We start from the raw sequence: 26,579 nt of genomic DNA on the forward strand, positions 1-26,579 counted from the left end.
AACCGCGACACAGCGTGGGCCGCGGCGAAACAACAGCATAGTCGAGATTCGCACATCGACGGCGTTCAGCAAAGACCGACGCGACTTTCAATGAAATCACCAAGGTTCTCCGCCCTCTGTTCCGCTAGCGCCTGCCGCCACTCCGCCATCAGCATGGGATGAAGGCTTCCACCCTCGGCGAATGACGAACAGAACAACGAATCTCGCTTGCAGAACTCTTCCCAAGCGGCCTGGCTTTCTTCCAACAATCGAAGGTCGACGTCTGGGATTTGCCGGATAGTGGCTAGCAGGTCTGCGACCTCCTGCTCCGCGGCTTGAAGATTCTCGACGGCGTCGATCGTCATCTGCGCCTGCGTGAAGGGGAGCGTGCCCTCGATATGCTTGACAGTGATCCAGTCGCAAGCCTCGATGAATGCCGCGGCTGCCCCGCAAAATTCACCGACCTCGTCCTCACTGTAGGGACTGTGGCTGGACAACTCATGCACCAGAATATGCCGCGCGGCGAAGATCCTGCTTAGCAGGCGCATCGTCGTGTCGATGTCCTTGATGATTGGTTCTAACGGAAAATTGGCCTGATCCTCCGTCCACCGTCGATGGGCTGTTCGGAGTTCCTCCCTCGCCTCGGGGAGCAACGTCGTCAGAGCCTTCATGATCGCGTCGACGCTGCTTAGGCTGATCGCGTGCGCGACGATATCGCCAGGACTAAACTTTTGCTTTTCCACACCGTCGGCGAATATGAAGTCAAGCTTAAGATCCTTGACCAAGAACCGCGCCCTCTCCGCGAAGACCTCCTCGCTGGAGTCGACCATCTCCCTGACCATGGATCTTACGAAGACCTCAAGGATCGTCGCAAGCCTGACGACCACGTGGTCGCCTATGAAGGGCTGGTTCTTTGACCTGGCCTCCCAAGTTTTTGCCAATTCGGCGACCTGGACGACAAGATCGGGTCCGCGACGCGGCTTGCCGTGACGCTCTTTCCACTCGATGATTTGTTGCGGGTCAAGGTACTTCATCGCGAATAAGTAGCAAATCTGTCGGGCCGGGCAATCCACCATTCGCGGTAGGACATGCTTCTTTCCGCAGCCATAGTCGGGAGTTGGTGGAGCCGGAAAGTTCGTGCAGATCATCGAGTGATGCGCCATGGTCGCGATTAGTCATCTCCGCTTCCCTCTGCCATTGCCTAACCATCGACTTTGTCAGCGGCGCATAGTCTAGCCTGAAGCCTGGAAAATCGCCTGTGTCCCATTGGGCGACCCCGCGGGCACGAAACTGCTGAACGGGCCTTACCTTGGAGCTTTGACGATCTCCATAAGATCGTGCCTGAAGCTTTCGGGATCGCAGGCGAAATCGATAGTGACGAACCGAAGGCGATGTCCCTGTATCGTGACAGCTTCGTCCACCTGAGTTTCCAACGACGGATGCAGCAGAATCCATTCCGCACGATCGGCAGCAGCGTTTCCCCGCCCGGCCTGGGAGCGGATGTAGGAATACATCTGGTAGAGATGGGCGCTCTTGAGGCCCTCCGAACCATGTGCTCGTCGTGTCAGGATTCCGGTAAACTTTGTGTCTAAGACGATGCGTCTGGTTGAGCCCCGCTCCAAAACGACGTCCGCGTGCATCTTGGGCAAGATGGAATGAAGGCCCTCCGTCGCATCGCTAGCGTCCCACCCGAATTGGGTCTGGCTGCTAACTATCCACCCTTCGCGGCCATCCAGTTCATGGCGAAAGAACCCAGCGATTACTTTTTCAAAGATCTGCCGAAGAAGGATCTCATCGTGATCGAGCCTCGTCGCCTTGACATCGCCCCCTCGCTCCGACGGCAGTTTTAGATCGAGAACGAGCTCTGCGACACGCACAACAAGTTCGTCGTCCGATTCGTTTCGGGCAATCCTATCGCGTGAAATTTCAGCGCGGGAAGGCCGAACGGGGGAGACGCCGGCATCGACAAGCGTCCCCATAAGGGTTCCGCACCTGTAAGCAAGATCGCGGTCGTTCACATTGGCCCTAGCTTTGACAAGAGCTGCTAAAATCAGCCTGTTGCGTGGCGTATCGTGCGTCAGCTCCTCGAATCGGCATGCCACCTTTCCCCGGCTGAGAAGGATCGCCGATATGTAGCCGCCTGGGCTGATTTTGTTCGAGAAGGCCCGAGCCGCTGCAGCCTGCGAGCAGCTGCTTGCGACAGTGGCTCTCGCCGCCAAGTCCTGTCGGGCGCAGCCAGCGAGCGAGGCTCTTTTCATGCCGTCGGCCGCGATATCCAGCGGATGCTGCCCGACGTCATGTAGACCACGGCGCCACGCTCCACGCCGGTCGCTTCAAGGTAGTCGCCGATCTGGCGCGCATGATCGCGAAAATCCTGTTCCGTCGGAGCGACGTCGCTTTTCCAATCCAGGAGAACCGAAGGGACACCCTGTTCAACTGCAATGGCGTCGATGCGGCCGGCCAGCGCCACGGGTTGCGGGTCGTCGGCGATCATCTGATAGATCGGCCACTCGGGCACCAGCGTGGCCCGAAGCGCGACTATGTCCGGCAAATGCAGGGTGCGCGACGCGGTCCTTGCGATCTCGTCGGCATCCGGCAAAGCACGATCGTCACCGATCTCTACGCCGATCTCGTCAAGCAGCGTCAGCGCCCTGGAAACGAGCGCAGGGACGTCGTCCCCGATCTCTCCGGTCAGCACCTCCTCCATCAGTTTGTGAAGCACGAGGCCTCGGATCCGTCCCGCACCCACGGGAACTTCGGCTTCCGGTAAGGTGTCATCCTCGACCGCGACCGCCTCGACGCTCGGCGCGCGATCGGAGTCGTCGTTGCTGGGCCTCAGCCATTGGAGCGGCACGGAAACGGCGTCGATCGCGTCTTGCTCCATCGCGAACATCTCGGCTGTCTGGAGATTTGAAAGGGCCGGTTCCGCCTCCCGTCGCAACGGAGCCATTCCCGCCAAGTCCAGCTCCGGCAGCCCCGGTGGCGCCACGTCGACCACGCGCGCCCAAGACTTTTGTTGCGCCTGGGGTAGATCGGGGAGAACCAAAAGTTCACGGGCCCGCGTGCAGGCGACGTACCAGAGCCGCTCGTACTCGTGCGTCCTGCTTGCGTCCTCTGCTTCAAGAGCCCGAAGCAACTCTGGTGGCACGACGTCGCCGATCACCCAGTGGAGGGTGTCGTCGCTGGCTCTGTAGACGAAGGGCTCGCGCGAGCGGAGCTGCGTGGCCGTGTTGATCGGTATCACGACGGGCCATTCAAGTCCTTTTGCGCTGTGAATGGTGATTATGTCGATGGCGGCGCCCTCGGAGTCCAGTCGCCCCTCGCTCTGTGGTTTGCCTTCCTGCCACTCGCTGGCGATATCGCGAATGAACCGCTTCAGGCCCCTCATCCCGTACGATCGCGCGCGCTCAATGAAGGCTTCGACGTTGGCTATCGCGCGAGCGCCCCGGTCGCCCTCCCGAGCGGCCAAGACGGGGCGAACTGCCAGACGCTCCACCGCCTCCGTCAGAAGCAGCGCCGGCGTGGTCGTCCGCGCGCGCCGCCTGAGCTCCTGCAGGATCGACAGCGTTCGGGATGCTATGGGGTGCTCGACGTGCTCGCAGGCGGTCAACATCGAAAACCGCGGAAATCCGTCCGGGTGTTCGGGCGCGGCCGGCAGCGCGCCGGTGATATCAAGAAGCTCCTCCTCGGTCAGGCCCACCAAAGGCCCCCGCATAAGCGCTCCGAAGGCCAGCGTGTCTCGTGCATCGGCGAGAGCTCCCGCCAACGCCAGCATATCCTGCACCTCCTGCCGCCGCAGGAAACTCTTGCCGGCCTGAGAGGCGATTGGCAGCCCGCGCTGCACCAGAGCGCGCTCGTACCGCCAGAGCTCCGTACCCGTCGGCGCAAGCAGGGCGATTCCGCCTGGGCCCAGCGGAACCGTGAATCCCTCTTCGTCGCTAATCTGGAGATTGCCGACAAGCCGACTACAGATCTCCGCCACCACCTCGGCCTCTGCTTCGCGGACTTCATCCGATCGTGGGTCGCGAGGCAGATCGATGGTCACCCGCGCAACGCAAGGCAGGCGGTGTGGCGCTTCGCCCATAGTCTCGGTAAAGGCCACGTAGCCGGGCTGTCCCGCGCGCCCGAGCGGACCGGCGAACACCCTGTTCACATGCTTGATGATCCCTGGGCGAGATCGGAAGTTCGCCGTGACCTGCACTATGTTGTCGGGCCATTGCCGCTCGACCGCGTTTCGGGCCTCGGAATAAGTGCCAATGTCGGCGCCTCTGAACCTGTAAATCGCCTGCTTCGGATCTCCGACCATGAACAACGAGCCGGCGCGCAGAGAGCAGTCTTGCCAGCATTCAGCGGCTTCGCTGGCGCCGATCCGGAACAGAACCTCCGTTTGAATGGGATCTGTATCTTGAAATTCGTCGACGAGGAGATGTTGATAGCACCGCCCAAGTTCACGCCGCACGCCCTCATGGCTCGCAACAAGATCACGCGCCTTCTCGACCAAATCATCAAAATCAACGACCGCGGCAGACCGCTTGAATGCGTCATACTCCTGGAGCACTTCGTCGAGTTCGGCCGATAGACTGGCGACAAGCGCGGTCGAAATTCGCCCGAGCAACGTTCGATAGCACCTGTTGACGTGGTCGAAGCAGTCGCTCGCTTCGTCGTTGAGGCGCTCGCCATCATCTCTTCCGGCAATTCGCTGCCAAGCCGTCTTCAGCCTCGGCTTTAGCAGGTCGAAACTTCGGTTTCGCATGCAGGTGAGGCGCGGCGGATGAGCCAAGTTCCAACATCGCTCGAAATCGGGCGGCTCCTCGAAGCCGCCGCGGTAGAAATTCGCCAACGTCTCGAGCTCTGCGACCAGGGCGGCAGTCTTCGGTTCGCCTGGGTGGGCGGAAAGCCAGCGGCCGAAGTCCTCTACGGCATTCAGCAGTTCGATGTCGGGTCGACCTCCCAGGTCGGCCGCAATCGTGCGCGCGCCCCGGTACTTCAGCCGGAAGCGCGCGAGATCCTGCAGGGTGCCCACCACGCGGCGAGGATCGTCGCGACTTATCACAGCGACAGGATCGGAAGAACGCCCGACGACACCAAGGCGCCGCGTCAACCATTGCTCGAATACGGAATCGAATGCGGTGGCCGCCTGCGTCGCATCGAGGATTCGCACTCCGGGATCGACGCAGGCTTCGACGGCGTAGCTCGAGATGATTGACTGACAGAAGGAATGGATGGTGGCGACGGTAAGGCCGTCGAGGTTTTGCACGGCCGAAGACAGGACGGCGCGCTGGCTCTGTTCCAACCCGTTTGGCAGGGCCAAGCGCAGCGGAGCAGGCACGCCGCCCGTCAATAGCTCGTCGATGTAGCCGCGGACGCGCGCGGCGAGTGAACTCGCCGCGAGTTCGGTGAAGGTGATGGCGGCCACCGTTCGGGGCTCGACCCCCCGGGCGAGCAGCATCGTCAGCCGTCCTGCCATCAATGCAGTCTTGCCGGTCCCAGCCGCGGCCTCGACCAGGAGGGTGGCCCCAAGGTCCGTAAGCACGCGAAACCGCGCGGCGCTATCGGCGACTTTCTTCATCGGCTGCTCCATACCCGCCCAAAGTCACCGAACGCTCTGCTTATGCTGGAATTCTTGATCCGGAAGTAGGCGCTGGGCGACGCAGGCATTGCAAGACGGAAGTCGTTCTGTTCCTCCCGCGCATCCGGCCCCGGCAGAACCACTCCGCTTCGGAGCACCCCCACCGCCGCGGTGAGGTGTGTCCCCAGCTCTGCAATCGCTTGATCGACGTCAGGAAGGCCGTACGCCTGCACTTCCTGATCGCCCAAGAACACTAGCCGTGCCACCACCCGGGGAATGTCTGGAAGCAGACGCTGCGCGGCTAGCGCATAGACGACCCGTTGAATTTCCGCGCCACCGCTGAGCATCAACTCCTGCGCCCGTCGCGGCGCGGTTCCGGTCTTGTAATCGGAAACGCGAACCGCACGTCCGTCAGCCCTCAGATCGAGCCGGTCTATCCTGCCCCTGATACGCAGATCAGTCCCGGGAATATCGATTGCCGAGCTTGAGCACCAAGGTTCGTCCACCTTCGCAATGTTGGCGTCGGAATAGCCGAACGCGACCTCGGTCCAACTGCGCGTGTCAGGCTCCTGGAATGTTTCAAAAGTCAGCGCTTTCAGAGCCTGGCGTGCTGCGTCGTCAAGGGTGTGCTGCCACAGCAGCGCTGGCGGCACCGACCGTTCGATCGGCCAAGATGAGCGGACGGCCGACACGGAAGCCGCGATCGCAGCTTCGACCTGATGGCGGGAGGCCCGCGTGAAACCGGGGGTTGGCTCGAGGCTGTCGACCGTCCGCTTCAGCAGATCATGAACGAGCTCCCCATATCCGCGCGCATCGAGGGCCAGTGGCTGCTCTTCGGCTTGAGCCCCGTGCCAGCCCAGCGCGTAACGCCATACGTATGCCAGGGGGTTGCGAAGCATAAGCTTCAGCGAGGAGGCCGATTGAACCTGGCCGATCGCCCGGACGATGACTGGATGATCTGTCCGCACGATCCCGTCATGGGCGTTGACCTGCGGGCTGCTCCAATCTTGCCAGCATCGCTTCGCGGCGACGATCAATGGCGACGTAGACGCCTCGTACGGGCGACTGAAAAGCCGGTCGGCCTCATTGAACGCATGCTGCGGGAGACGCTCTCGCTTCAGATCCGCCGTTTGAACGCCCCTTGGTATCAATGGACTTGCTGATAGGAGCGCGCCCTGAGCGTTGCGCCTGCTTCGTGACAAGACACAACCGCCCTGGGCGTGGGCGGCGATCTTGATGAACGCGTGCCGGTCCCGTTCGGGAATGGGATACGGATCAAGGTTGCGCCGGGGCATGACGTGATCCGGCACTATCGGATCCGATTCCTCTCGCCGCGGCCAGGACCTGGACGTCATGCCGAGGAGACGGACCCATGGTCGCGGACCCGTCGCGAGGTGGCTAGCGGGACACCACACCGCCGATGCGCTCGGATCGCGCCGATCGGGCACGCGCAACTCCTGAAGAGAATATTCAAGCGCTCTCGCAGGGGCGCGCCGGAGTGCCTCGGTCCAAAGCGCCAGAGCCACGGGAGGCAGGAGCATCGCGCCGACCTGTTCGGCCGTCTCTATTCCGTTTGACAGAAGTCGCAGCGCGGGTAGCACGGCCGGTCCCGGATCGAAGCCGTCCGTCCTCCGGTTAGCCGCCAGTTCGAGTGCCCTGCGCCAATGCTCGAGCTCGAAAAGTGTTGCGCTCTGCTGAAGACCGGCGGACCAGTTCGCCGGGACATCGCCCAGTGCGCGACTTCTACCGACGGAATATGCAAACAGTCTGCGGATCCGGTCCTGACTTAAACCGTGGAGGAGGACGTCCGCCAAGGCGGCGCACGCCTGTCCGTCCCGCGAAGCGAGTGCGGGAATGCCGCGGGTGAAATGCAGAGGTAGATCCGCGTTTTGCGAAAGCGCGACAAAGTGCTCGTCCCAGGCCTGCGTGTCGGTGGCGCAGATTGCGATCTGTTCCGGTCTTGCCTGGCCCGACGAGATGAGTTCGCGCATCCACCGCAGTGCCTCGATCGCTTCGCTCCGTGGATTGGCGCAGGAAACGACCGACATATCGGGGACCCGTCCGGGCTCCCAGGGAGCGATCCGTCCTGGGAACCAGCCGGTGTCTTGCATGCCGGGTTCGAACCACGAGATCGGAACCTCTTCTGAAAGGTTCACGAGCAGCGGCCGCCACACCGGAGCGACCCAGAATGCGCGATGAAGTTCGATCGGCCCCAAGACCACCCGGGCATGCGCGACCCGTTTCAGCGCGGCGTCGCGAAGGTCTCGCGGCGTCATCACGCCGGCGGGGAGTGCGAGACGTACCCTTCGTTCGATCTCCGCCAAGTCTGCAACACGTTCGTTACTTTCGGCGATGACAGAGAGCGAAAGATCGCTTTCCCACGCCTTCGCGAGTGTCCGCGCCACCGCCCGAGGCGTCCCCGGAAGCTGGCGTACGCCTTCGAGTTCGGCGAATCCCCCCTCGTCCAGTGCGTCGCGGATCGCGGGATAAAGATCCCGAGGCCCGGCCGGGCGAACGAACCCACCGGAAAGGCGCGCCGCCAACAACGGCGCGGTGAGAATCTGAACGCCCGCCTCTCCTCGCAGCGCCGCATCAACGCGCCTCATACGAAACGACAAGGGTCCCTCGACAACCACGGTCTGGCGCTGCAGCGTGACCTCCCAACAACGAAACGTCGATCGGCGCTTAAGTCAGCCGGGCCACACCAATCCTACAGAATCCGTCGCCGCCCGGGTTGCAACCGTCGGGTGATTTGCCTCTTTCGTCAACAGTTTCTGGCTCCCGCCCGCAAGGTCAGGACGCCTTCGTCCATCGTGGGTCGGACGAGGCGAAGATCGCCCTTGCCCATTCGATGAACGCGCGAACCTGAGGAGCCAATGCTGGCGGGCCGGGTACATGACGGACACTGGCCTCAGGTCGGTCTCGACGTCGGGCAGGATTTCGACAGGCATGACACCTGCGAAGGCGGTCGAGCGGCTCCGCGTCGAGGCCGCGCGGCCGCTGATCGAGGCGGGGCTACTGTCCTTCGACGAGATCGGCCGCCTCGTCGGCTTTAACGATCCGGATCGCATGGCCCAGAGTTTCGTGCGGACCTTCGGCCACACGCCGCAAGAAATGCGGCGCATCGCGCGGAGGCGGACGCTGCGGAGCGCCCAACGACGTAGGGAACGACGGAGACGCCAGGTGGATGGAAGTGGGCCGTCCCGCCGCGGTGCAGCACCGCCATCGACCGATGTTGCGCCAGCGCCGCGCGAATCTTCGCGACCGCTCTAGCAAGCACCCGAGGTTAAACTCTATATCCGAAAGACCAAAACAATTGCCGGTATAAAAATGACCGTTTCGCTGCGAACCCATCTCGATAGGCTGAACAAATCCCTCCAGGAGCTGAATGCGACGGGCGAGAGTGGCTTCGAAGGCCTGTTAGGCGAGGCGCTAAGCGAGCTCACTGGCATACCATTCCGTCTCGCAAACAGCGCCTATCAGCGAGGTCTCGATGGCAAGTCTGCCTTCGAAGGCGCGGTAGCTTTCGAAGGGAAACTTTACACTGGCGCCCTGCCGCGAAAGGACGTTCTCTCAAAAATTCCCGACCTCGTCCGTCACAATCAGCATGCCGACCTTCTCTGGGTTCTCGGCGCGACCTCCATGGTGCCGAGCCAGCTTGCCGACGACCTGCGGGCCGATGGCGTCAAGCATGGGGTCAGCGTACTCGTCCTCGACTGGGTTCCGTCCGATTTTCCGCGTTTGGGCGTGATGCTCGCAATGGGCGCAAACAAGGTGGAGGACTTCCTAAGGACCCATCTAACGTCAGATGCGGCTCGCGACGACGCGATCGCAGCCTTGGCTGCCATTCGTGGCGACGATCAGTTTGCCCGGCATGCCGCCGCCGTTCGCAAATGTCTCGATGCGCCTGGAATGGCCACGGCCATGGCGGAGAGAGCCAACGCAGACTGGTTCGCGGAGACCGTTTCCGACAGGGCCGGCGCACGCGCCGAACTCGGTCAACCGCTAGCGCTGGCGGATCCGGCCCTCACGATTCTGAAACGCGATCAACTGATCGACACCTTAGGCCCCTATTTCACGGATGGCGCAGGCGATGGGGTGGTTTGCGTTCATGGTGAAGAAGGTTGTGGCAAGTCGTGGATCGTCCTGCAGACTTGGCTCGAGCAACCCGACAAGCCGCTTCTGGTGTTTGCGACGCCGGACTATTTCTCGCAAGAGGCGACGCAGGCCGACATCGAGGACCTTTTGATCGCGAAGCTTGTTGCGCAGACCGGCGACACACGAAGCGAAGCGAGCACGATTCGATGGCGGAGACGACTTTTCGCGTGGAAAGCCGCGGAACGGCCCTGTCGGCCGCGGCTGGTTGTCGTGGTCGACGGCATCAACCAGCGTCCGCACCAGTCCTGGGGAAAAATCATCAGCAGCGTCGAAACCTATGTCGGCCGGCGCGGGGGGCGCGTCGTCTTCACCGCGCGCACGCATTACTTCAGCACGCGCGTCAAAAGGGCCCTGCTTCAATCTCCGAAGGAGGTCGAGGTTCCGCGATGGAGCGCATCTGAACGAGACCGGATCCTCAAGCACCGAAAAATTCCGGTGAATTCGCTAAAACCCGCGGTCGCGGCGTTCCTTCGCAATCCGCGAATTCTGTCAATCGCACTCGAGGTGTTCGGTCACGAAATTGCGGCCTTCGAGGAGCTCAGCGTCGATCGTCTTTTGTTCGAACACATCATGGCGGGTGTGAGGCACGACTACGGCAACGATCCCGTCGAATTCGTCGCGCACCTGCGGAGCCACGCAAGGGAGTTGCTGAACCGCGCGACCGCTCAAAACAAGGACGACTTGCACATATTCGAATCCAGTGTGCCGGCTGTCGCCGACGGCCGCTTTTTTCATCCCGTGGAGGGAGAGCCTAGAAAATACCAACTTCGCGACGACGGTCTCTCGCTCGCGCTCGGCCTGTCGATCATCGAGAATTTGCGTTCAGCGGAGCGGAACCATCGCAACCTCGACGACGGCCTAAAAGAGATACTTGAACCGATCGAGGCCTTGGACAGGACTGCCGAGGCGGTCCTGGCGGCCATAACCGTGACGGCCGCCGACGACAACGAGTATTCCCCGGCAGTCGCCCGCGCTCTTATCAAGGGATTCTCCGAGCTTCAAAATCCGCCTGCGCTGTCCCTCGCCGCCTTGGTCAGCTTCGCAAGGGCGCGGCCGATGGCTTTCGCCGAAACGGCGAGGGACCTTTGTCTGGAGGGAAGAACCCAACCCAACCACCGCTGGATACGGGCGGCGCTCAACGAGGTCGCGCAATCCGACGCTGTTTGGACCGTCCTTGCCCCGGAGGTGCGGCGATGGCTCCGCGCCTACTCTCCGTCACCGGAACTCCGGATGGGTATCGTCCGTGTCGGTACTCCCGAAACGATTGTTCAGCAAATGACCCGGCTACAGGCGGAAATCAACGAGCGGATTCAGGATCTATCTCCCGCGGAGAAGGGTCGTCACGCGCGCCTTGTCCAAACCGAAGGCGAAAGGGATGTGCTGTCGCATCTAGCGCTGCGCCTTTTGGCGGGCAAGAAACTGGCGCCACTTGCAGAAGCCCTCGTGGATTGGAGTTTCGCCAACACGCTCAACGGCACCTCCCACGTGCCTATGAGGGACTTCAACGCCCTCATCTCCCTCAACCGGCGGGATTGGTCCGAAACACGCGACGCGCTGCTCCAACAATGCCGGGACTTTTGCACTGGCGCGGTGTCGAATACGGGCAAGCGGGTTCTATCCAACGTACTGTCCGCGACGGGCGCGCCGGAGGATGACTGGGAAGCGCGCGTCCTTCGCGCTGAGCTGAACGACGACCGGCCGCCGATGCGTGGCCCGCGCACCTTCGACGCGAAAGCCGATCCCTGCGATCCGGCGGCAACCCGACCATTCGGCCTGACGTCGAATCTCCAGAAATACGAAAAACTTGATGTGACGACCCTGCGGCAAGGTATCGACCGTGTGTTTCCGGACCACGTCTTCGTCGGCGATAGACCGGCTGCAGCCCGCTTCGCGCTGGATGTGGCTGTCGCCAAGCATCGGGAACTTGCGACCGATGTTGCGAACCGCGCCGGCACGCCGCTTCGCCAGGGACTGCTGGAACTGCGGAAACACGCCGCTTTGATCTCGAGGGAACAAGCGCTTGCACTCGTCGATATTTGGACGCAAGCGCGGGCGAGAGACGATTTTAGAACGCTGCCCGAAGACGACCGACTGGTACTGCAGGACGGGCTGGTCATCGCCTTTCCGTTCCTAGAACCCATCGAGCAGATCGACATTCTCCTCGCGACCACCGAAAACGAGCCTCTCCTGCTTGACCTTGTCGATGGAACGAAGGCGCCAGATGCAGCAACCTTCGACCGGTTCCTCGACGACGCGCGCTCCACTGGCGTGGAACACAGGCAGCGCGTCCTGCTCGAGATCGCGGCTGCGGCCGGGGCCGAACTATCAAGTCATGCGCGCGCCTATTTTTGCACACTGATGTCCTCGCCACGGGAACGGCTCCGCAGCAGCGCGCAGCGGCTCGCTGCCCGTTCAGGTCATCCAGACCTGCTAAAGGCGGTCGTGGAAAGCGACTGGGAAGCCAGTCCCGTTGATAATGGCGATGATTCCAACAGTTGGTATGGTTCGTACGCCTTGCTGAAAGGCGCGGAGATTGGCCTGATCGACGGGGGCGCGGTCCTCGATCGGATTTCACCGCGCCTTTACGGACGGGCGGCCTTGATGCTGAAAGGCCCTGCGACACAAGAGATCGCCCGCCGAGTTGATGCCTCGATACGCCGTGTCATCGCTCTGCCGGACGAGCTGGTGGCGCCCGCAATAGAAATGGAAGTCGAAGGCGCCGATCTCGACGAGCCGCCGTGTTTTTATGTAACAGCCCGTCCCACCCGAGGGCCAAGTGATTTTATTCGCAAGCTCTCGGAAAGCGAGGGCGGATCACGCGGAGGGGACAACGGCTATGAAGCCTTTCTGACATTCCGGGACCGACTCACGGCGGCCAGCGCGAATATCATTCTCGATCATCTCACACACGAAGAGTTCGCCGCAATTGTCGCTGCCAATCCGCCAGTCGCGGAACAATGGTACGATCTCTTCATGGATATGAACGACTCCAAACTGCCCGCCGTTCACAATCTCGTCCTGCTTCTGGCAAGTGCTCTCTCCGACATCGACCCTGACAAGAGCCTGGCGCTTTTCCACCGATCCGCACACATCAGGCCGCTGGTGCGCTTCAACTTCGGAAAGACCGGCGTAGACTTTGGATCGCTGAGCGCATGGCGAGGGCCGCGCACATCCGCCTTCGACGAGATGCGCAGAAAGCGGCTCGACTACGCCGAGACCGATCAAGCATTGGCAACCGAAGTTCTTTCAGCGCTTCAGAACGGTCACCAAAGCTTCCTCGAGGCGTATGTCGATGAAAAGCTCTCCCGATCCGAGCCCGCCGAAATCGCACGTGGTCTAATGGTGGTCGGCCTTTCGGACCAGAGCGAACGCCATGACCAACTTCTTAAGAGATACGAAGCAACCGACGGGCTGCCAGGCTGGGCATGGACGGAAGCGACAGCCGCGTATCGGCGCAACATCTGGGCTCGTCACTGGTTCAAGGCGATGTGCGAAACGGAGGACCCCGAGTCGTTCTGGCAGGCGGCGGTTCTTTTTGAGCAATGCGTCGACGCACGGTTTCAGACCTGGCGCAATGACTACTCGCTCGTCGGCAGGCCATTTGCAGCCTTCGGCGGCAACCTAAGGGATGTCCTTCCACGGAGATATGAAAAACTCAGCAACGAGCGAGAGCGAAACCTCTTCGGAAGGAAGGCCCCAGCACCCATATTCGTGCGTTCTCTGGATTGACTTGTACTCCACGGCGCGAGCGACGCAGACGGTCATCGTAGCTCTCTAAGCGGATGATCATCCTGGCTAAACCTGCCAGTTGGCAGTTACGCTCACCGCAAGCTCTGCGCGGTTCGCACAGCCACGCTTCCCCTCGTGGGCGCTGGCATGGATCAGCGCGTCGTAAACGATGAGGTCTTCCCGCTGAGGAAGCGTTGAAAAGAGCGCTACATTGGCTGCATATCCGGTACCGAAGAACAGCATCTTCTCCGCGCCGAAAAACCTTGCCGCTTCAGCCTCCAGTTCTTCATGTTCGGAGTGATTGCCCCGAAACAACCGGGAACCACCTGCGCCGACCGGAACATCATTTGCAAGGGCGTTCTGTATTGCATCCTTGAGCCGCTCCGAGGCTGCAAGTCCGAGGTAGTCGTTCGAAGTAAAATCGATACCCGTCCGCGCCTCAAGCCGACGCAAGCGGCCCTTACGTGTGTTCCGGCGTGCAAATTTGACCCCCTTGGCGGGGTAATCGGCGTCCAATTTTGACCCCCCTCAGATTTCATCTGACCATCCGGCTTTTTGCGGCGGATGGAGCGGGAGTTGAAGCGAGTGGATACGATTGCGCGTGTTCGACGGGCCTTCCATGTGCAGGGCTGGTCGATGAAGAAGATCGTCCGGGAACTCCACGTGTCGCGCAACACGGTACGCAAGATACTGCGTTCCGATGAGACCGATTTTACCTATGCACGAGAACGGCAACCGTTACCGCGGATCGGAGCCTGGAAGGCTGAGATCGAGCGGTTTCTGACAGCCAATGAGGGCAAGCCGTCGCGTGAACGGCTGACGCTGATCCGGATTTACGAGGAGGTTCGGGCACTCGGCTACGATGGCAGTTATGACGCGATCCGGCGATATGCCAAGACCTGGGCGAAGAACCGCGGAGCCGTGACGGCGGAAGCCTATGTACCGCTCTACTACGCGCCAGGTGAGGCTTACCAGTTCGACTGGAGCCACGAGATCATTCTGATCAACGGCGTGACGACGACCGTGAAGGTGGCGCATGTCCGGCTCTGCCACAGCCGGATGATGTTCGTCCGGGCCTACATGCGCGAGAGCCAGGAGATGGTGTTCGACGCGCACGACAAGGCATTCGCCTTCTTCCATGGCACCTGCACGCGCGGCATCTACGACAACATGAAGACGGCAGTCGAAGCCGTGTTCGTTGGAAAGGAACGACAATACAATCGCCGTTTTCTGCAGATGTGCAGCCATTATCTGGTTCACCCGGTCGCCTGCACGCCCGCATCTGGGTGGGAGAAGGGACAGGTCGAGAACCAGGTTGGTCTCGTGCGTGAACGCTTCTTCACCCCGCGACTGCGGGTCAAAAGCCTGGAAGAGCTGAACGTCTGGCTGCTCGATAAGTGCATCGCCTACGCCAAGGCTCACCGCCATCCCGAGCAGACCGAGCGGATGATCTGGCAGATGTTCGAGGCGGAGCGCGCCAGCCTGGTGCACTATGTCGGGCCGTTCGACGGTTTCCACTGCGTTCCGGCCTCGGTGTCGAAGACCTGCACCGTCCGCTTCGACAACAACAAATACTCCGTCCTCTCGACGGCGGTCGGCCGCCCTGTCGAGATTCATGCCTACGCCGAGAAGATTGTGATCCGGCAGGATGGCGTGAACGTCGGTGAACATCCTCGTTGCTTTGGCCGTGGCGAGACGGTCTACGATCCCTGGCATTATGTCCCTGTTCTGGCTCGCAAACCCGGAGCTTTGCGCAACGGAGCGCCGTTCCGGGAATGGGTCTTGCCCGCAGCGATGGAGAAAGTGCGCCGGCGGCTGAAGAGCGTCCATGACGGTGATCGGCAAATGGTCACCATCCTCGGCTGCGTTCCCACCGACGGTCTGGCGGCCGTCGATGCTGCCTGCCAGGAGGCTTTGGAGCACGGCGTCTGCTCGGCCCCGGTGATCCTCAACATTTTGGCCCGGAGCCGTGATCCGGCTCCGACCGCAACCCTGCAAACCCCGGATGCGCTGCGGTTGACCCATGAGCCGGTCGCCGACTGCGCCCGCTATGACAGCCTCAGGAGGGCAAGCTGATGGAACGCACACAGGTTCTCGAACTGATGAGTACGCTGAAGCTCTTTGGAATGCGTAGCGCTTACGACGAGGTCATGGGCAACGGCATCAAGCGGCAGCACGAACCACCCCGCATCGTCGGCGATCTCCTGCAGTCGGAGATCGCCGAGAAGCAGGCTCGCTCCATTCGCTACCAGCTCAGCATCGCCAAGCTGCCGCTCGCCAAGGACATCGACGACTTCGACTTCACCAATACGCCGGTCAATGAATCCCTGGTGCGGGAGCTGTCGACCGGCACCTTCGTCGCTGATCAGCGCAACGTCGTCCTCGTCGGCGGCACGGGAACCGGAAAGAGCCACCTCGCCATTGCAATTGCCCGTGCACTGATCCGCAACGGAACACGCGGGCGCTTCTTCAATGTCGTCGACCTGGTCAATCGGCTGGAAACGGAAACGCGCAGCGGCAAGCAGGGGCGGACGGCCGACTATCTCAACCGTCTCGACTTCATCATCCTCGATGAACTCGGCTATCTGCCATTTGCTCAGGCCGGTGGCCAACTGCTGTTCCATCTGATCAGTAGGCTCTACGAGCGCACCTCGATCATCGTCACCACGAACCTGGCCTTTGGAGAATGGCCGACCGTGTTCGGCGATGCCAAAATGACTACGGCGCTCCTCGACCGCCTGACCCACCACTGCGAGATCGTCGAAACCGGGAACGAGTCCTGGCGCTTCAAGAACCGCTCTCAAAGCTAAAGCCGAAGATGCCCGTCACCCGCACTTGGCCTACCCTCTGCATCCCCGGCCAGCGCCGGGCAGGCCAAGCGCTGATCTACACCACCAGGGGGTCAAAATTGGATGCCGATAAGGGGTGAATTTTGGACGCTGATTGACAAATGGGTCGCTCTCAATGGTCTTTCCGGCGATTATCTGCGGTCTGCCAACGTGGCCCAGGCCAAGGCGGTCGAGTACCTTCGGGATTCTCCGACCATCGAAGAAGCGATCCGCCGGGCACCGGAGCTCGCAAAGAAGCTCAGCGTCATCGTTGAACACGATCTGTCTGAATCGCGCCAAGCCACCATCGAACTCGAACAGCAACGCGCCTTGATCGAGCAGGTTCGCGCCGCCTGATCCTCTCGCCCCAAAGGAGATTTTTACGATGAACAACGTCGCGGTCGCAGACAGTCATCAATCCGCCGGCACGCAAGTCATAGAGTTCAAGACAATTCTTGAACGATTGACCGAGGCCACCGAGCTTTTGAAAGAGCAAAGACATGAAGAGGCCCAAGCATCGATCTCCGCCATGTCGGATGCCGTGGACTACCTCTTCTCCCAAGCAAAACTTGGCGAACGCATGTATGCCAAGGAGCAACAGGTTACCTCAGAACTCGTCAAGTCGATCATCGCCGACCTAGGCCTGCTCAACCAGAAGATTACGGGGATCCAGCAGGAAATCGCTTCCGTCAGCATCGAAATTCACAAGGATGAGCAAGATGTCGAGCTTCTCAACCAACGGATTGGGCAGCTCATCAATCAGATGAGGGCGGCTGAGAACGAGCTTGCCCATCATCGCCGAAAGCTGGACGAACTCAACGACAAGTCGGCCGCTAGCATCGTCCGATCAATCTTCTGCCTTGGCCTCGATCGGGCGATCATGGGAATTATCACCCTTGTCGACCAGGACGAGGCCAAGATCCGGTCGCTCACGGACGAGCGAGAAAGATACCGTCAAGAGCGTGAGCGGGACGAGGGACGGCTTAGCGCGACCCGCGATCTGCTCTCGAGTCTGCAGAGCCAGCGCGACGAGTACACCCGGACCATCAAACAGCTGGAAGCAACGGAAGACACGCTTCACCAGAACGAGAAGGCCGCGCGCCGCAAGCTCGCGTTTTTTACCGATATCTCCCTCTTTTACGGGAAGCTGCAGGCTGTCTGCGACGGTATTGGCACCAATATCGCTTCAGTTGCTGATGTGGTGGAGGAACTAAACGATAGTCAGCCGCGTATTGTCGACATTGATGCTTCCGGTTCAGAACTTATCTCGCTCAAGGCTGCACTCATCAAGTTTGACGCCCTGCTTGGCGACGAACCGGTCGAAGCTCTTTTCTGAAGTTGAAGGGGCGGACAACCGCCCCTTCAAACCCACCCGTCTCGGATGACGAACGCCTCGTGAAGCAGATGTGTATGTGGACCTGCTTCACGACAGTGTTAGAACGACAGCAATGCTCCCTGCTTTTCTGGATCCCAGACGGCTAGGCTAAGGCTAATTCCGCATATCTAAGGCCTATGGCAGAGAGTGCACACTTCGCAAAGCACTTGCGACCCTTTCCTGCCCTAGTTGGCATTTATCTATCGGCTATTGGACGTTCCACTCCCTGGTGGATTCGGGCGGTCTTTCCAGCCGCAACACGGCGTTCAACCTTGAACAGCACGATCGAAGCTGCGCCAAAGAGGAGCGTCCCATTGAAGGGATGAAGCCAGAGCAAAGGTGGCGTCGAGCCGGCCGCCAATATCACCTGCCCCACATAGAGACCGAACGTCAAACCCGCCCACCATCCGAAACCGCGCAGTCGTGCAACGATTAACGAACCTGTGAGAAGGGAGGTCACCGGAATGAACAGGGCGCCGCCCAAGAACGCGTGCAGCCCCCAATGACCACTGTCGCTGAAGAGCGCCAGGCCGGCGCTCAGGAATTGTCCGAGGATTCCGACCGGGAGAATGCACGCCGCCACTGTGAACCATACAGGCGTGCCACCGCTGAGATCGGCCAATGTGTCGTGGATCTTGTCCATGGCTCAGGCCGTCACTTGGCAAGCCGCAGTCGTTTCCACGATCCAGCGTTTGAGGGTATTGGCATAGTCAGCGGCTGCGGCTTCGAGTACTCCCGGGGCGAGTTTGTCCGCCTCATAGACGACGAACGGATTGGTCCAGGCAAGACCACAGCGATGCGCGGTGGCCCGCAGCGGCGCCAGCAGGTCAATTATCGAAAACATATTGCGCCCGTCGGTACGATAGGCATCCGACACGTTGCCGGCAGTGGCCGCGATCATCAACGGCTTGCCTTCGAGCGCGCGGCCTTCCTGCTCATAAGCGATGTAGAACATGCGAGTCAGCACCGCGTCCTGCCAGCCTTTCATCAGCGCTGGGGTGGAATACCACTGGATGGGAAACTGGAACACGATGCGGTTGGCGGACAGTAGCCGGGCGGCCTCGCGTTCGCCATCCCGGAGCATATTCACGCCGTCCGGATAGAGTGCCTGCATGTCGACGACTTCGACATCCGGCAATTCGGCGGCTGCTGTTGCGAGCGCGACGTTGGCCTTTGAAGCCGACAGATCGCGGTGGAAGAGAAGGATGAGGGTCTTGGTCACGACTGACTCCTGTTTCAATAGGGCAATCATGCGGCCGCATTAAAAATACCTCCAATCGATAATTTATTTAGTCTATTATCTGTTTCATGAATTTACGCTCGCTAGATCTCAATTTGCTCGTCATCCTTGACGCCCTTCTAGACGAGGCCCATGTCAGCCGGGCGGCAGACCGGCTGGGCCTCTCGCAGCCCGCCGCCTCGGCGGCCCTACAACGCTGCCGCAGCCTGTTCCGCGACGACCTTCTCGAGCGCGGCCGGGGCACCATGCGCCTGACGGCGAAGGCCGCGGCCCTGCGCGCTCCGCTGAAGTCGCTACTGGCCGGCGTGACCGATCTGATTGCTCCACCTGAGGTGCCGCTGGCGGAGATTCGTCAACTGCTGCGCATCACCACCGCCGACTATCCGGCCCTGTTCATGCTGCGCCCACTACAGCAGGAATTGCAGCGCTCCGCGCCGGGGATCGACCTGGTCATCCAGCCTTGGCATGGCGCCGAGATGGCGCGTCTTGCGCTGATCGATGGCAGTACGGACATCGCAATCTCCGTACTGCCATCCGCCGAGGACGACCTGCACCGTGAGGAACTCTTCTTCGAGCACTATCTTGTCGCCATGCGCGCCGGACATCCGGCGGCAAAAACCTTCAGTTTGGATTCCTGGCTTTCTTATCCGCACATCCTCGTGTCCGGCCGTGGCGACACACGGACGCCGACTGACGACGAACTAGCGCGTCAGGGCCTTTCTCGGCGCATCGGCCTGGTGGTGCCAAATTTCCAAATGGTGCCCGAGCTGCTCATTGGTTCGGACATGATCGCGCTTTTGCCTTCACGCGTCCTTGCCGAATTTACGGGGTGCGTCGCGTTCCTGCCGCCCCTCCCCATACGTGGCTTTCCCTTACACCTCGCCTGGCACCGTCGGCGCGCCAAGGACACCGCACTTCGGCACGTCGCGGCCATCCTCGGCGAATTGCTGCGTTGAGTAGGAGGCCGGACCCAGCGAAATTTGCCCGCGACCATACTCCGGCGGTCGAAGCGAAGTCGCTCTCCTGCGAGACCAAAGGCGACCTAGCGGATCGACAAAGGACATCGCTCAGATGAGGGAGAGTTCGCCCCGAAGATAGGTGTCGAACGACCGAAACCATTTGCAAACTCGCGCTTATACGTGATCGGCAACTTGGAGACGATCATCTGATCGAGGGTCACCTCGGCCCACCTCTCGATCATCCGGGCCGGAACCGGAACCTCGACAACACTCTAGGCGCGGCACCGCACTCAGGACGGTGCGTCGGCAGACCGCGGGCGCCGGGACAATCCTGACTTTGTCGCAGGTGTTTTCACCGATCATCGAGATCGTCAGCGCAGCATAGGAATTCATGGGTACCTTGGCAAGGACGCCACGATTAGTTGGTACGCGTCCGCGTCGAGAGTCGGCCCGCCTCAGTCAAGACTTCCATTCGGAAATTCGCCTCTTGCCACTCGGGGACAACACGGCATCAAGGAAGTCGTTGCACTTCTCATGATCAATCTCTCGCCTCGACGCCTTCAGTACATGATGAGCCGCTGGAACCGCGCCGCCGACCTGCACCAAGATCAGACCCACTCCGTGGCGCACACATTCATCCTTTACGCGTCTTTCTTGGGCAGGATTAGACGAACGCCAAGTGTCCGGATCGACAGGAAAGACCACATATCCACGAGTAGCTGCGGAAACATGTGAAAGAGCTTCAAATACCGCCAGCACGTTCGCGCTGTCCGGTCGCTTTATTTCAAAAGTAACGACATCGAACTCCGAGCCGATCGTCCAAGGGAACTTCTTATGAGAAACCAGCGTAAGGTCCGGCCGAGTCCACGGACCCTCAATCTTCGTGTCGCGACGAGACGTGTTTTCTATGTAGAAATTCGATTTGTCGTAGCCATCCTCAACCCACAGGGATACCAGGCTTTCGAGGATGACAGGATAATATGCTTCCTCGGGCACTACAAAGGGCTTTAGAAGCGTATACCTGTTGTGGCTGTTCCATTTCAGATGTTTCTTTGTGCATCCATAATCGGCCGCCTCGTCGAAGATTGCCTCATTGAGGTCGAGAGTCCGCTTGAGCTTTGTGGCGGTCAGTGCATCACCGGACAGTTCGATTTGCTGGGTTATAGAGTTGAGTGCCTCCAGCACTGCCAAGCTAGGAAAGTTTTCACTCTTTGACAAAGGACAGTCCCCACCTTCTTCGACTTCGTATCGAATCGCCCCCCCCGCGACCTGTCTCAACTAAGCGTTGATAGAGGTGACAATCAAGCAAGAAATATGCGGAGGCTTAACCTCCAAGACCACTGGCATCAGCGCAGCTCATCAACGCCGCCGTCACCTCAGGAGCGGGCGTAAGCCACAGCGTTTTCCTCCTGACGGCCGTGTTGAAGCTCTTGAACGGAATTGAACTCACCGCCCCTATATGCTGAGCGGTGAGTTCTCCTTCCAGGGTAAGGTCACGCCAACGCCGGCAGCAACTGGTCGATGCTCTTCTTGGCGTCACCGTAGAACATGCGGGTGTTGTCCTTGTAGAACAGCGGGTTCTCAATGCCGGAGTACCCGGTGCCCTGGCCGCGCTTGGAGACGAACACCTGCTTGGCCTTCCAGACTTCGAGCACCGGCATGCCTGATATCGGCGAGTTCGGGTCTTCCTGGGCGGCCGGATTGACGATGTCGTTGGAGCCGATGACGATGACGACATCGGTTTCGTGGAAGTCCTCGTTGATCTCGTCCATCTCGAGCACGATGTCGTAGGGAACCTTCGCCTCGGCCAGAAGCACGTTCATGTGGCCCGGCAGACGCCCGGCGACCGGATGAATGGCGAAGCGCACGTTCTTGCCGGCCGCCCGCAGTTTGCGGGTGAGTTCGGAGACCGACTGCTGCGCCTGCGCCACCGCCATGCCGTAGCCCGGCACGATGATCACCGAGTCCGCGTCATTGAGGGCTGCGGCCACGCCATCGGCATCAATGGCGATCTGCTCGCCGGTGATTTCCATCTGCGGCCCACTCGTCGCGCCAAAGCCGCCGAGGATGACCGAGATGAAGGAGCGATTCATCGCCTTGCACATGATATAGGAGAGGATCGCGCCCGAGGAGCCGACGAGCGCGCCGGTGACGATCAACAGGTCGTTGCCGAGCGTGAAGCCGATGGCGGCAGCCGCCCAGCCGGAATAGGAGTTCAGCATCGACACGACCACCGGCATGTCGGCGCCGCCGATGCCCATGATCAGGTGATAGCCGATGAAGAAGGCGGCGAGCGTCATGACGAGCAGTGTCCAGGTGCCGGCACCATTGACGTAGAGCACCAGGAGCACGAGCGAGAGCAGTGCTGCAGCAGCGTTGAGCAGATGACCGCCCGGCAGCTTCTTCGCCTTGCCGTCGACCTTGCCGGCAAGCTTGCCGAAGGCGATGACGGAGCCGGTGAAGGTGACGGCGCCGATGAAGACGCCGAGGAACACCTCGACCTTCATGATCGACAGTTCGACCGGTTCCTTGTGCGCAAGGATCGCGGCAAAGCCGGTCAGTGCGGAGCGGGCCGCCGCGTCGAGTCCGGCAACGTCAGCCGCTTCGATGTGGGCGTTGAAGCCGATGAACACGGCGGCAAGACCGACGAAGGAATGGAGTGCCGCAACCAACTGCGGCATCTCGGTCATCTGGACGCGGGAGGCGACGAAATGACCGAGCACGGCGCCACCCGCAATCATCAGGACGATGACGAGCCAGTTGCCGACCTCTGGTCCAAAGACCGTGGCGATGATGGCGAGCGCCATGCCGACAATGCCGTACCAAACGGCGCGCTTGGCGCTTTCCTGGCCCGAGAGCCCGCCGAGCGAGAGGATGAAGAGAACGGCTGCCGCGATATAGGCGGCCGATACGATACCGATCATCATGATGTTTACCCCTGCCCGATCAGGATTTCTGGAACATGGCGAGCATGCGCCGTGTGACGAGGAAGCCGCCGACGATGTTGACCGTGGCGATCAGCACCGAGAGTGCCGCAAGCAGCACCACCAGCCAGTTGGCTGACCCGATCTGCAGCAGCGCGCCGAGAATGACGATGCCGGAGACCGCATTGGTGACGGCCATCAGCGGCGTGTGCAGCGAATGCGAGACGTTCCAGATGACCTGGAAGCCGACGAAGCAGGCGAGCACGAAGACGACGAAGTGGCCCATGAAGGCTGGTGGCGCAAAGGCGCCGACGATGAGCAGCAGCGCCGTACCGACGGCAAGCAGTGCAAGCTGGTTCTTCGTCTGGGCCTTGAAGGCTGCGGCCTCTGAAGCGCGCTTTTCCTCCGGTGTCGGCTCCTTCACCTTCTCCTTTGGTTTCTGCGCCGCGATCGCGGCGATCTTCGGCGGCGGCGGCGGATAGGTGATCGCCCCGTCGAAGGTGACGGTCGCTCCACGGATGACGTCGTCCTCCATGTTGTGGACGAGCTTGCCGTCCTTTCCGGGCGTCAGGTCGGTCAGCATATGCCGGATATTGGTGGCATAGAGCGTGGAGGCCTGCGCAGCCATGCGGCTCGGGAAGTCCGTGTAACCGATGACGATCACGCCATTGTCGGAGACGATGCGCTGATCGGCGACGGTGAGATCGCAGTTGCCGCCGCGTTCGGCGGCAAGGTCGACCACCACCGATCCCGGCTTCATCGCAGCCACCATGTCGGCAAGCCAAAGTTTCGGCGCATCGCGGCCGGGGATCAGCGCCGTGGTGATAACGATGTCGATCTGAGGTGCGAGCTCCCGGAACTTGGCAAGCTGCTTCTCGCGGAACTCTGGCGAGGACGGGGCCGCATAGCCACCGGTTGCCGCACCGTCCTGCTGAGCGCCCCCCTCGCCATCGGCAAAATCGAGATAGACGAACTCGGCCCCCATGCTTTCGATCTGCTCGGCGACCTCAGGGCGAACGTCGAAGGCATAGGTCTGGGCGCCGAGCGAGGTGGCAACGCCGATCGCAGCAAGACCGGCGACGCCGGCGCCGATTACCAGCACCTTGGCTGGCGGCACCTTGCCGGCGGCTGTGACCTGGCCGGTGAAGAAACGGCCGAAATTGTTGCCGGCCTCGATCACCGCGCGGTAGCCGGCGATGTTGGCCATCGACGACAGCGCGTCCATCTTCTGGGCGCGCGAGATGCGCGGCACCATGTCCATGGCGATGACGTTGGCGTCCTTCGAGCGCGCAAGCTCCAGCAACTCACCGTTCTGGCCGGGATAGAAGAACGAGATCAGCGTCTTGTCCGCAGACAGAAGCGCGACCTCGCTCGGCTCAGGCGGTCGCACCTTGAGGACGACGTCTACAAGCGAAAAGAGCGCGCCTGCATCGTCAACCACCGTCACCCCTGCGGCGCGGTAGGCATCGTCGGATATGCCAGCCCCAAGTCCGGCGCCCGTCTGAACAAAGCAATCATGTCCGAGCTTGCGCAACTGAACGGCAGAATCCGGCGTCATCGCCACGCGCAGCTCGTTCGCCGCACGCTCCCTTGGCGCTCCGATCTTCATGTTAAACCTCTCTCTCACCGGCGCTTCACCGGGTCATTTCTTTGTCGAATGGGTATGAATCGTCTAGGTCAGTCGGGCAGTCCGTTCTTCGAGGCACCAAGCATGCGGAGCCTAAGACCGAACCAGCCGACCAGGGGCAGAAAGGCGAGCCCGAGCGCGAGGCCGCCACTTCGAGGCCGCACGATCACGATGTCGCGCGTGAAGCCGACACCGACGTCTGCTTTCGCCGAAACCTCTCCCGAAACGGCTGCACCGGATGATGGTGCGGTGATCGCGAAGGCAGTCAAATCCTCCTTTTCACCTTCCTTAGCGGGACGGACGCGGTAGCCAAAGCCGGACCCAGCTACCTGCTCGACCTTCAGTCGCGCCAGCGAAGCCCCCTGCTTCACCTCGCCGAACCGGATATCGGCGTTTTCGATGGCAGCGGGTTTGCGTCGCACCCAGATGTCCCGTCCGGCCACGACCTCGACTTGCGGCGACACGACTGGCAGATACTCTGCCTCCTGGAAACGGTCGGCGGCAGAAAGCGTCAAATAAAATGTCGAACCAGGGCGCACGAAGATCCGCGCGTCCTCGTGGTTGCTCGGGATCGGGCGCGTCCAGCGCTCCTCGGGCACAACGTCGCCGACGAGAACGCCTCGGCCGGCGGCCTCGACCACGTCCAGATCTCGAGCTGTTCCTGCAACAACCACATCATTCACATATAACGCCATCTCATACCGGCCGGCGGCGAGAGCAAGGCGATAGGCCTGCGATGGCTTCGTCACGAGCTTGAGGCTCGGCTCAGGCAGGGCGGCGGGCGGCGGAATGATCTCGACGCCGCCCCCCTTGGCGCGAGCGGCGCCGGCTTCAACGAGCTTTTTTTCATAGGCCGTTTGACGCGCCAAAGCCTCAGCGTAACGTCGGTTGAATGACCTTTCCTCGTTCCAGTAGGTTTCGTACTCGGCGGTCGCGGCGTCGCCCCAAAGCAAACGTCCGTCACCATTCACGGCTCCGCGCGGATAAAGGACGACATAGGAGGATGGGCGTACGGCGGCGACTTCCTGGCCGTCTTTCGTGATCTTCAGGAAGCCGACGACGTCCTCTCGCTTCTTCTCGAGATCCACATACACTTGGCGCGAGAGCGGCCAATAATATTCCTCCGTGCCGACGAAGGAGAGCGCGCTGTCCTCACCCGATATCAGGTGCAGGGCTGGAGATTGCGACGGCAGGAACATCTCCCGGAAAGAAAAGCCGTCCCAGACGCGACCTGTCACCACGATGGCGTCTCGACGCTCGGGCTCGACTGCGGTTGCAGAACCAGTCACAAGGGAAACAAAGACAAGGGCGAGGAGGATGCGTCTCATGCGCTGGCTCCTTTCATGCGGACCATCAAGCGTGCAGCTGCGAGCAGGGCCACCGCCAGTATCGCTGAGGCGAGCATGTGTACCGAACCCGGCGCGACCTGCGTGAAGACACCTTGGATGAGCAGCCCGACGCCTGCGACGGGAGAGAGAGCATGGATGACTGGTGCGACGCCTTCAAGCGCAGCGCGTAAATAGAGCGCGAAGAGGCTCATTTCGTCGGAACCCATGGTGCGCAGCAGGCCGAGCAGAGCTTCATACACCGCCAGCAGCGAGACCACTGACAGATAGACTACGACCGCGCTACGGACGGAACCGGCCGAAGCAGAGACCAGCAATCCCAAGCCCATGATGGGCAAAACAAGACTGATGGATCCCGCAAACGAGAGAAGCTCACCAGGACTGATGACGCCGCCGCCGAGCGGCTGAGCAAGGAGAAGGTAAAGGCAATAGAGCCCCATCAGCCCAACGAACGCGACCAGTTCGACAAGATATTTTGACACGATTATCGCCGTCCATGAGACCGGCCCTACCAGAAGCACCTCCAGCGTACCGTGCTCTCTCTCCCAACTCAGCCCCGCGGCAAGGCGCAGGCCAAGGACAAGGCCGAGGAAAGTGATCACTGCGGCATTCAAACCCGCGAGGGGATCGGCGGCCACGACGACGGTTTCCGTCTCGAACGTATTCTGAAAGCCCGCCCCGTAGAGATAGGCCATCAGCGAGATCGTCGTGGCCACCAGCCAGAACCAGATCGCATGGAACTTCGCCGCCGTCTCCCGCAACACCAAAAGCGTGACCTGCCGTACGAGACCGGGCGGGCTGAGTTTCAATCCGACGAAGACGGGGCGAACGTGTTCCATGACTGG

At 61.0% G+C, this 26,579-nt stretch carries 17 protein-coding genes and 2 pseudogenes; 7 read left to right on the forward strand and 12 right to left on the reverse strand.

The features are described 5' to 3' along the window. Positions 1-65 precede the first annotated feature (65 nt). From PWG15_RS26570 to PWG15_RS26585, 4 genes are all read right to left on the reverse strand, one after another. Positions 66-1,013, reverse strand: a complete 948-nt coding sequence (locus PWG15_RS26570) for a lysozyme inhibitor LprI family protein (protein WP_275024507.1) — start codon at positions 1,011-1,013, stop codon at positions 66-68. Between the two features lie 270 nt (positions 1,014-1,283). After that, complete coding sequence (locus PWG15_RS26575) at positions 1,284-2,237, reverse strand: 5-methylcytosine restriction system specificity protein McrC (RefSeq protein WP_275024508.1); 954 nt, start codon at positions 2,235-2,237, stop codon at positions 1,284-1,286. Beyond that, positions 2,234-5,548, reverse strand: a complete 3,315-nt coding sequence (locus PWG15_RS26580; RefSeq protein ID WP_275024509.1) for a UvrD-helicase domain-containing protein — start codon at positions 5,546-5,548, stop codon at positions 2,234-2,236. The genes PWG15_RS26575 and PWG15_RS26580 overlap by 4 nt, the downstream gene beginning before the upstream one ends. Continuing rightward, positions 5,545-8,166, reverse strand: coding sequence for a PD-(D/E)XK nuclease family protein (locus PWG15_RS26585; RefSeq protein WP_275024510.1), 2,622 nt, complete (start codon positions 8,164-8,166; stop codon positions 5,545-5,547). Before PWG15_RS26585 ends, PWG15_RS26580 begins: the two co-directional genes overlap by 4 nt. A 331-nt stretch (positions 8,167-8,497) precedes the next feature. Between PWG15_RS26585 and PWG15_RS26590 the strand changes: the two genes are divergently transcribed. Together PWG15_RS26590 and PWG15_RS26595 are read left to right on the forward strand one after the other, a co-directional pair. Next, positions 8,498-8,821, forward strand: a complete 324-nt coding sequence (locus PWG15_RS26590; protein WP_275024511.1) for a helix-turn-helix domain-containing protein — start codon at positions 8,498-8,500, stop codon at positions 8,819-8,821. 57 nt (positions 8,822-8,878) lie between these two features. Further along, positions 8,879-13,435 carry a hypothetical protein gene (locus PWG15_RS26595; RefSeq protein ID WP_275024512.1) on the forward strand — a complete coding sequence of 1,519 codons (4,557 nt, stop codon included), beginning with the start codon at positions 8,879-8,881 and terminating at the stop codon, positions 13,433-13,435. Positions 13,436-13,564: 129 nt separating this feature from the next. Here the strand turns inward: PWG15_RS26595 and PWG15_RS26600 are convergent. Next, positions 13,565-13,951: pseudogene (locus PWG15_RS26600) on the reverse strand (aminotransferase class I/II-fold pyridoxal phosphate-dependent enzyme); the annotation flags it as partial. Positions 13,952-14,011: 60 nt separating this feature from the next. Here PWG15_RS26600 and istA point away from each other — a divergent pair. The 4 genes and pseudogenes from istA (at position 14,012) to PWG15_RS26620 (ending at position 17,599) form a co-directional block, all read left to right on the forward strand. Continuing rightward, positions 14,012-15,569: pseudogene (istA, locus tag PWG15_RS26605) on the forward strand (IS21 family transposase). Beyond that, positions 15,511-16,245, forward strand: a complete 735-nt coding sequence (istB, locus tag PWG15_RS26610) for an IS21-like element helper ATPase IstB (RefSeq protein ID WP_275024513.1) — start codon at positions 15,511-15,513, stop codon at positions 16,243-16,245. Before istA ends, istB begins: the two are co-directional and overlap by 59 nt. A 189-nt stretch (positions 16,246-16,434) precedes the next feature. Then, positions 16,435-16,620 carry a hypothetical protein gene (locus tag PWG15_RS26615; protein WP_275024514.1) on the forward strand — a complete coding sequence of 62 codons (186 nt, stop codon included), beginning with the start codon at positions 16,435-16,437 and terminating at the stop codon, positions 16,618-16,620. A gap of 28 nt (positions 16,621-16,648) precedes the next feature. Further along, complete coding sequence (locus tag PWG15_RS26620; protein WP_275024515.1) at positions 16,649-17,599, forward strand: coiled-coil domain-containing protein; 951 nt, start codon at positions 16,649-16,651, stop codon at positions 17,597-17,599. A 235-nt stretch (positions 17,600-17,834) separates the two neighbouring features. Here the strand turns inward: PWG15_RS26620 and PWG15_RS26625 are convergent, their stop codons facing one another. After that, positions 17,835-18,281 carry a DUF6220 domain-containing protein gene (locus tag PWG15_RS26625; protein WP_275024516.1) on the reverse strand — a complete coding sequence of 149 codons (447 nt, stop codon included), beginning with the start codon at positions 18,279-18,281 and terminating at the stop codon, positions 17,835-17,837. Between the two features lie 3 nt (positions 18,282-18,284). Continuing rightward, positions 18,285-18,860: an NAD(P)H-dependent oxidoreductase gene (locus PWG15_RS26630; RefSeq protein WP_275024517.1), complete on the reverse strand. Its 576-nt coding sequence runs from the start codon at positions 18,858-18,860 to the stop codon at positions 18,285-18,287. A gap of 86 nt (positions 18,861-18,946) precedes the next feature. Between PWG15_RS26630 and PWG15_RS26635 the strand changes: the two genes are divergently transcribed. Next, a complete protein-coding gene (locus tag PWG15_RS26635; RefSeq protein ID WP_275024518.1) occupies positions 18,947-19,834 on the forward strand; it encodes a LysR family transcriptional regulator in 888 nt (295 codons plus the stop codon). Between the two features lie 462 nt (positions 19,835-20,296). Here PWG15_RS26635 and PWG15_RS26640 read toward each other — a convergent pair whose 3' ends face one another. The 5 genes from PWG15_RS26640 to PWG15_RS26660 form a co-directional block, all read right to left on the reverse strand. Then, positions 20,297-21,055 (reverse strand): hypothetical protein, encoded by a 759-nt coding sequence (locus PWG15_RS26640; protein ID WP_275024519.1) that lies wholly within the window; start codon positions 21,053-21,055, stop codon positions 20,297-20,299. A 275-nt stretch (positions 21,056-21,330) separates the two neighbouring features. Next, on the reverse strand, positions 21,331-22,764 hold the full coding sequence (locus tag PWG15_RS26645) for an NAD(P)(+) transhydrogenase (Re/Si-specific) subunit beta (RefSeq protein ID WP_275024520.1): 1,434 nt from the start codon (positions 22,762-22,764) through the stop codon (positions 21,331-21,333). Positions 22,765-22,783: 19 nt separating this feature from the next. Then, positions 22,784-24,370 (reverse strand): Re/Si-specific NAD(P)(+) transhydrogenase subunit alpha, encoded by a 1,587-nt coding sequence (locus PWG15_RS26650; RefSeq protein WP_275024521.1) that lies wholly within the window; start codon positions 24,368-24,370, stop codon positions 22,784-22,786. 68 nt (positions 24,371-24,438) lie between these two features. Beyond that, complete coding sequence (locus PWG15_RS26655; RefSeq protein ID WP_275024522.1) at positions 24,439-25,716, reverse strand: hypothetical protein; 1,278 nt, start codon at positions 25,714-25,716, stop codon at positions 24,439-24,441. Further along, the gene (locus tag PWG15_RS26660) at positions 25,713-26,573 is read right to left on the reverse strand and encodes an ABC transporter permease (protein WP_275024523.1); all 861 of its coding nucleotides are present in this window, start codon (positions 26,571-26,573) and stop codon (positions 25,713-25,715) included. Before PWG15_RS26660 ends, PWG15_RS26655 begins: the two co-directional genes overlap by 4 nt. Positions 26,574-26,579: the final 6 nt, after the last annotated feature.

Origin of the sequence: Ensifer adhaerens (assembly GCF_028993555.1) — a bacterium.
In the GTDB taxonomy this organism is placed as follows: Bacteria; Pseudomonadota; Alphaproteobacteria; order Rhizobiales; family Rhizobiaceae; genus Ensifer; species Ensifer adhaerens_I.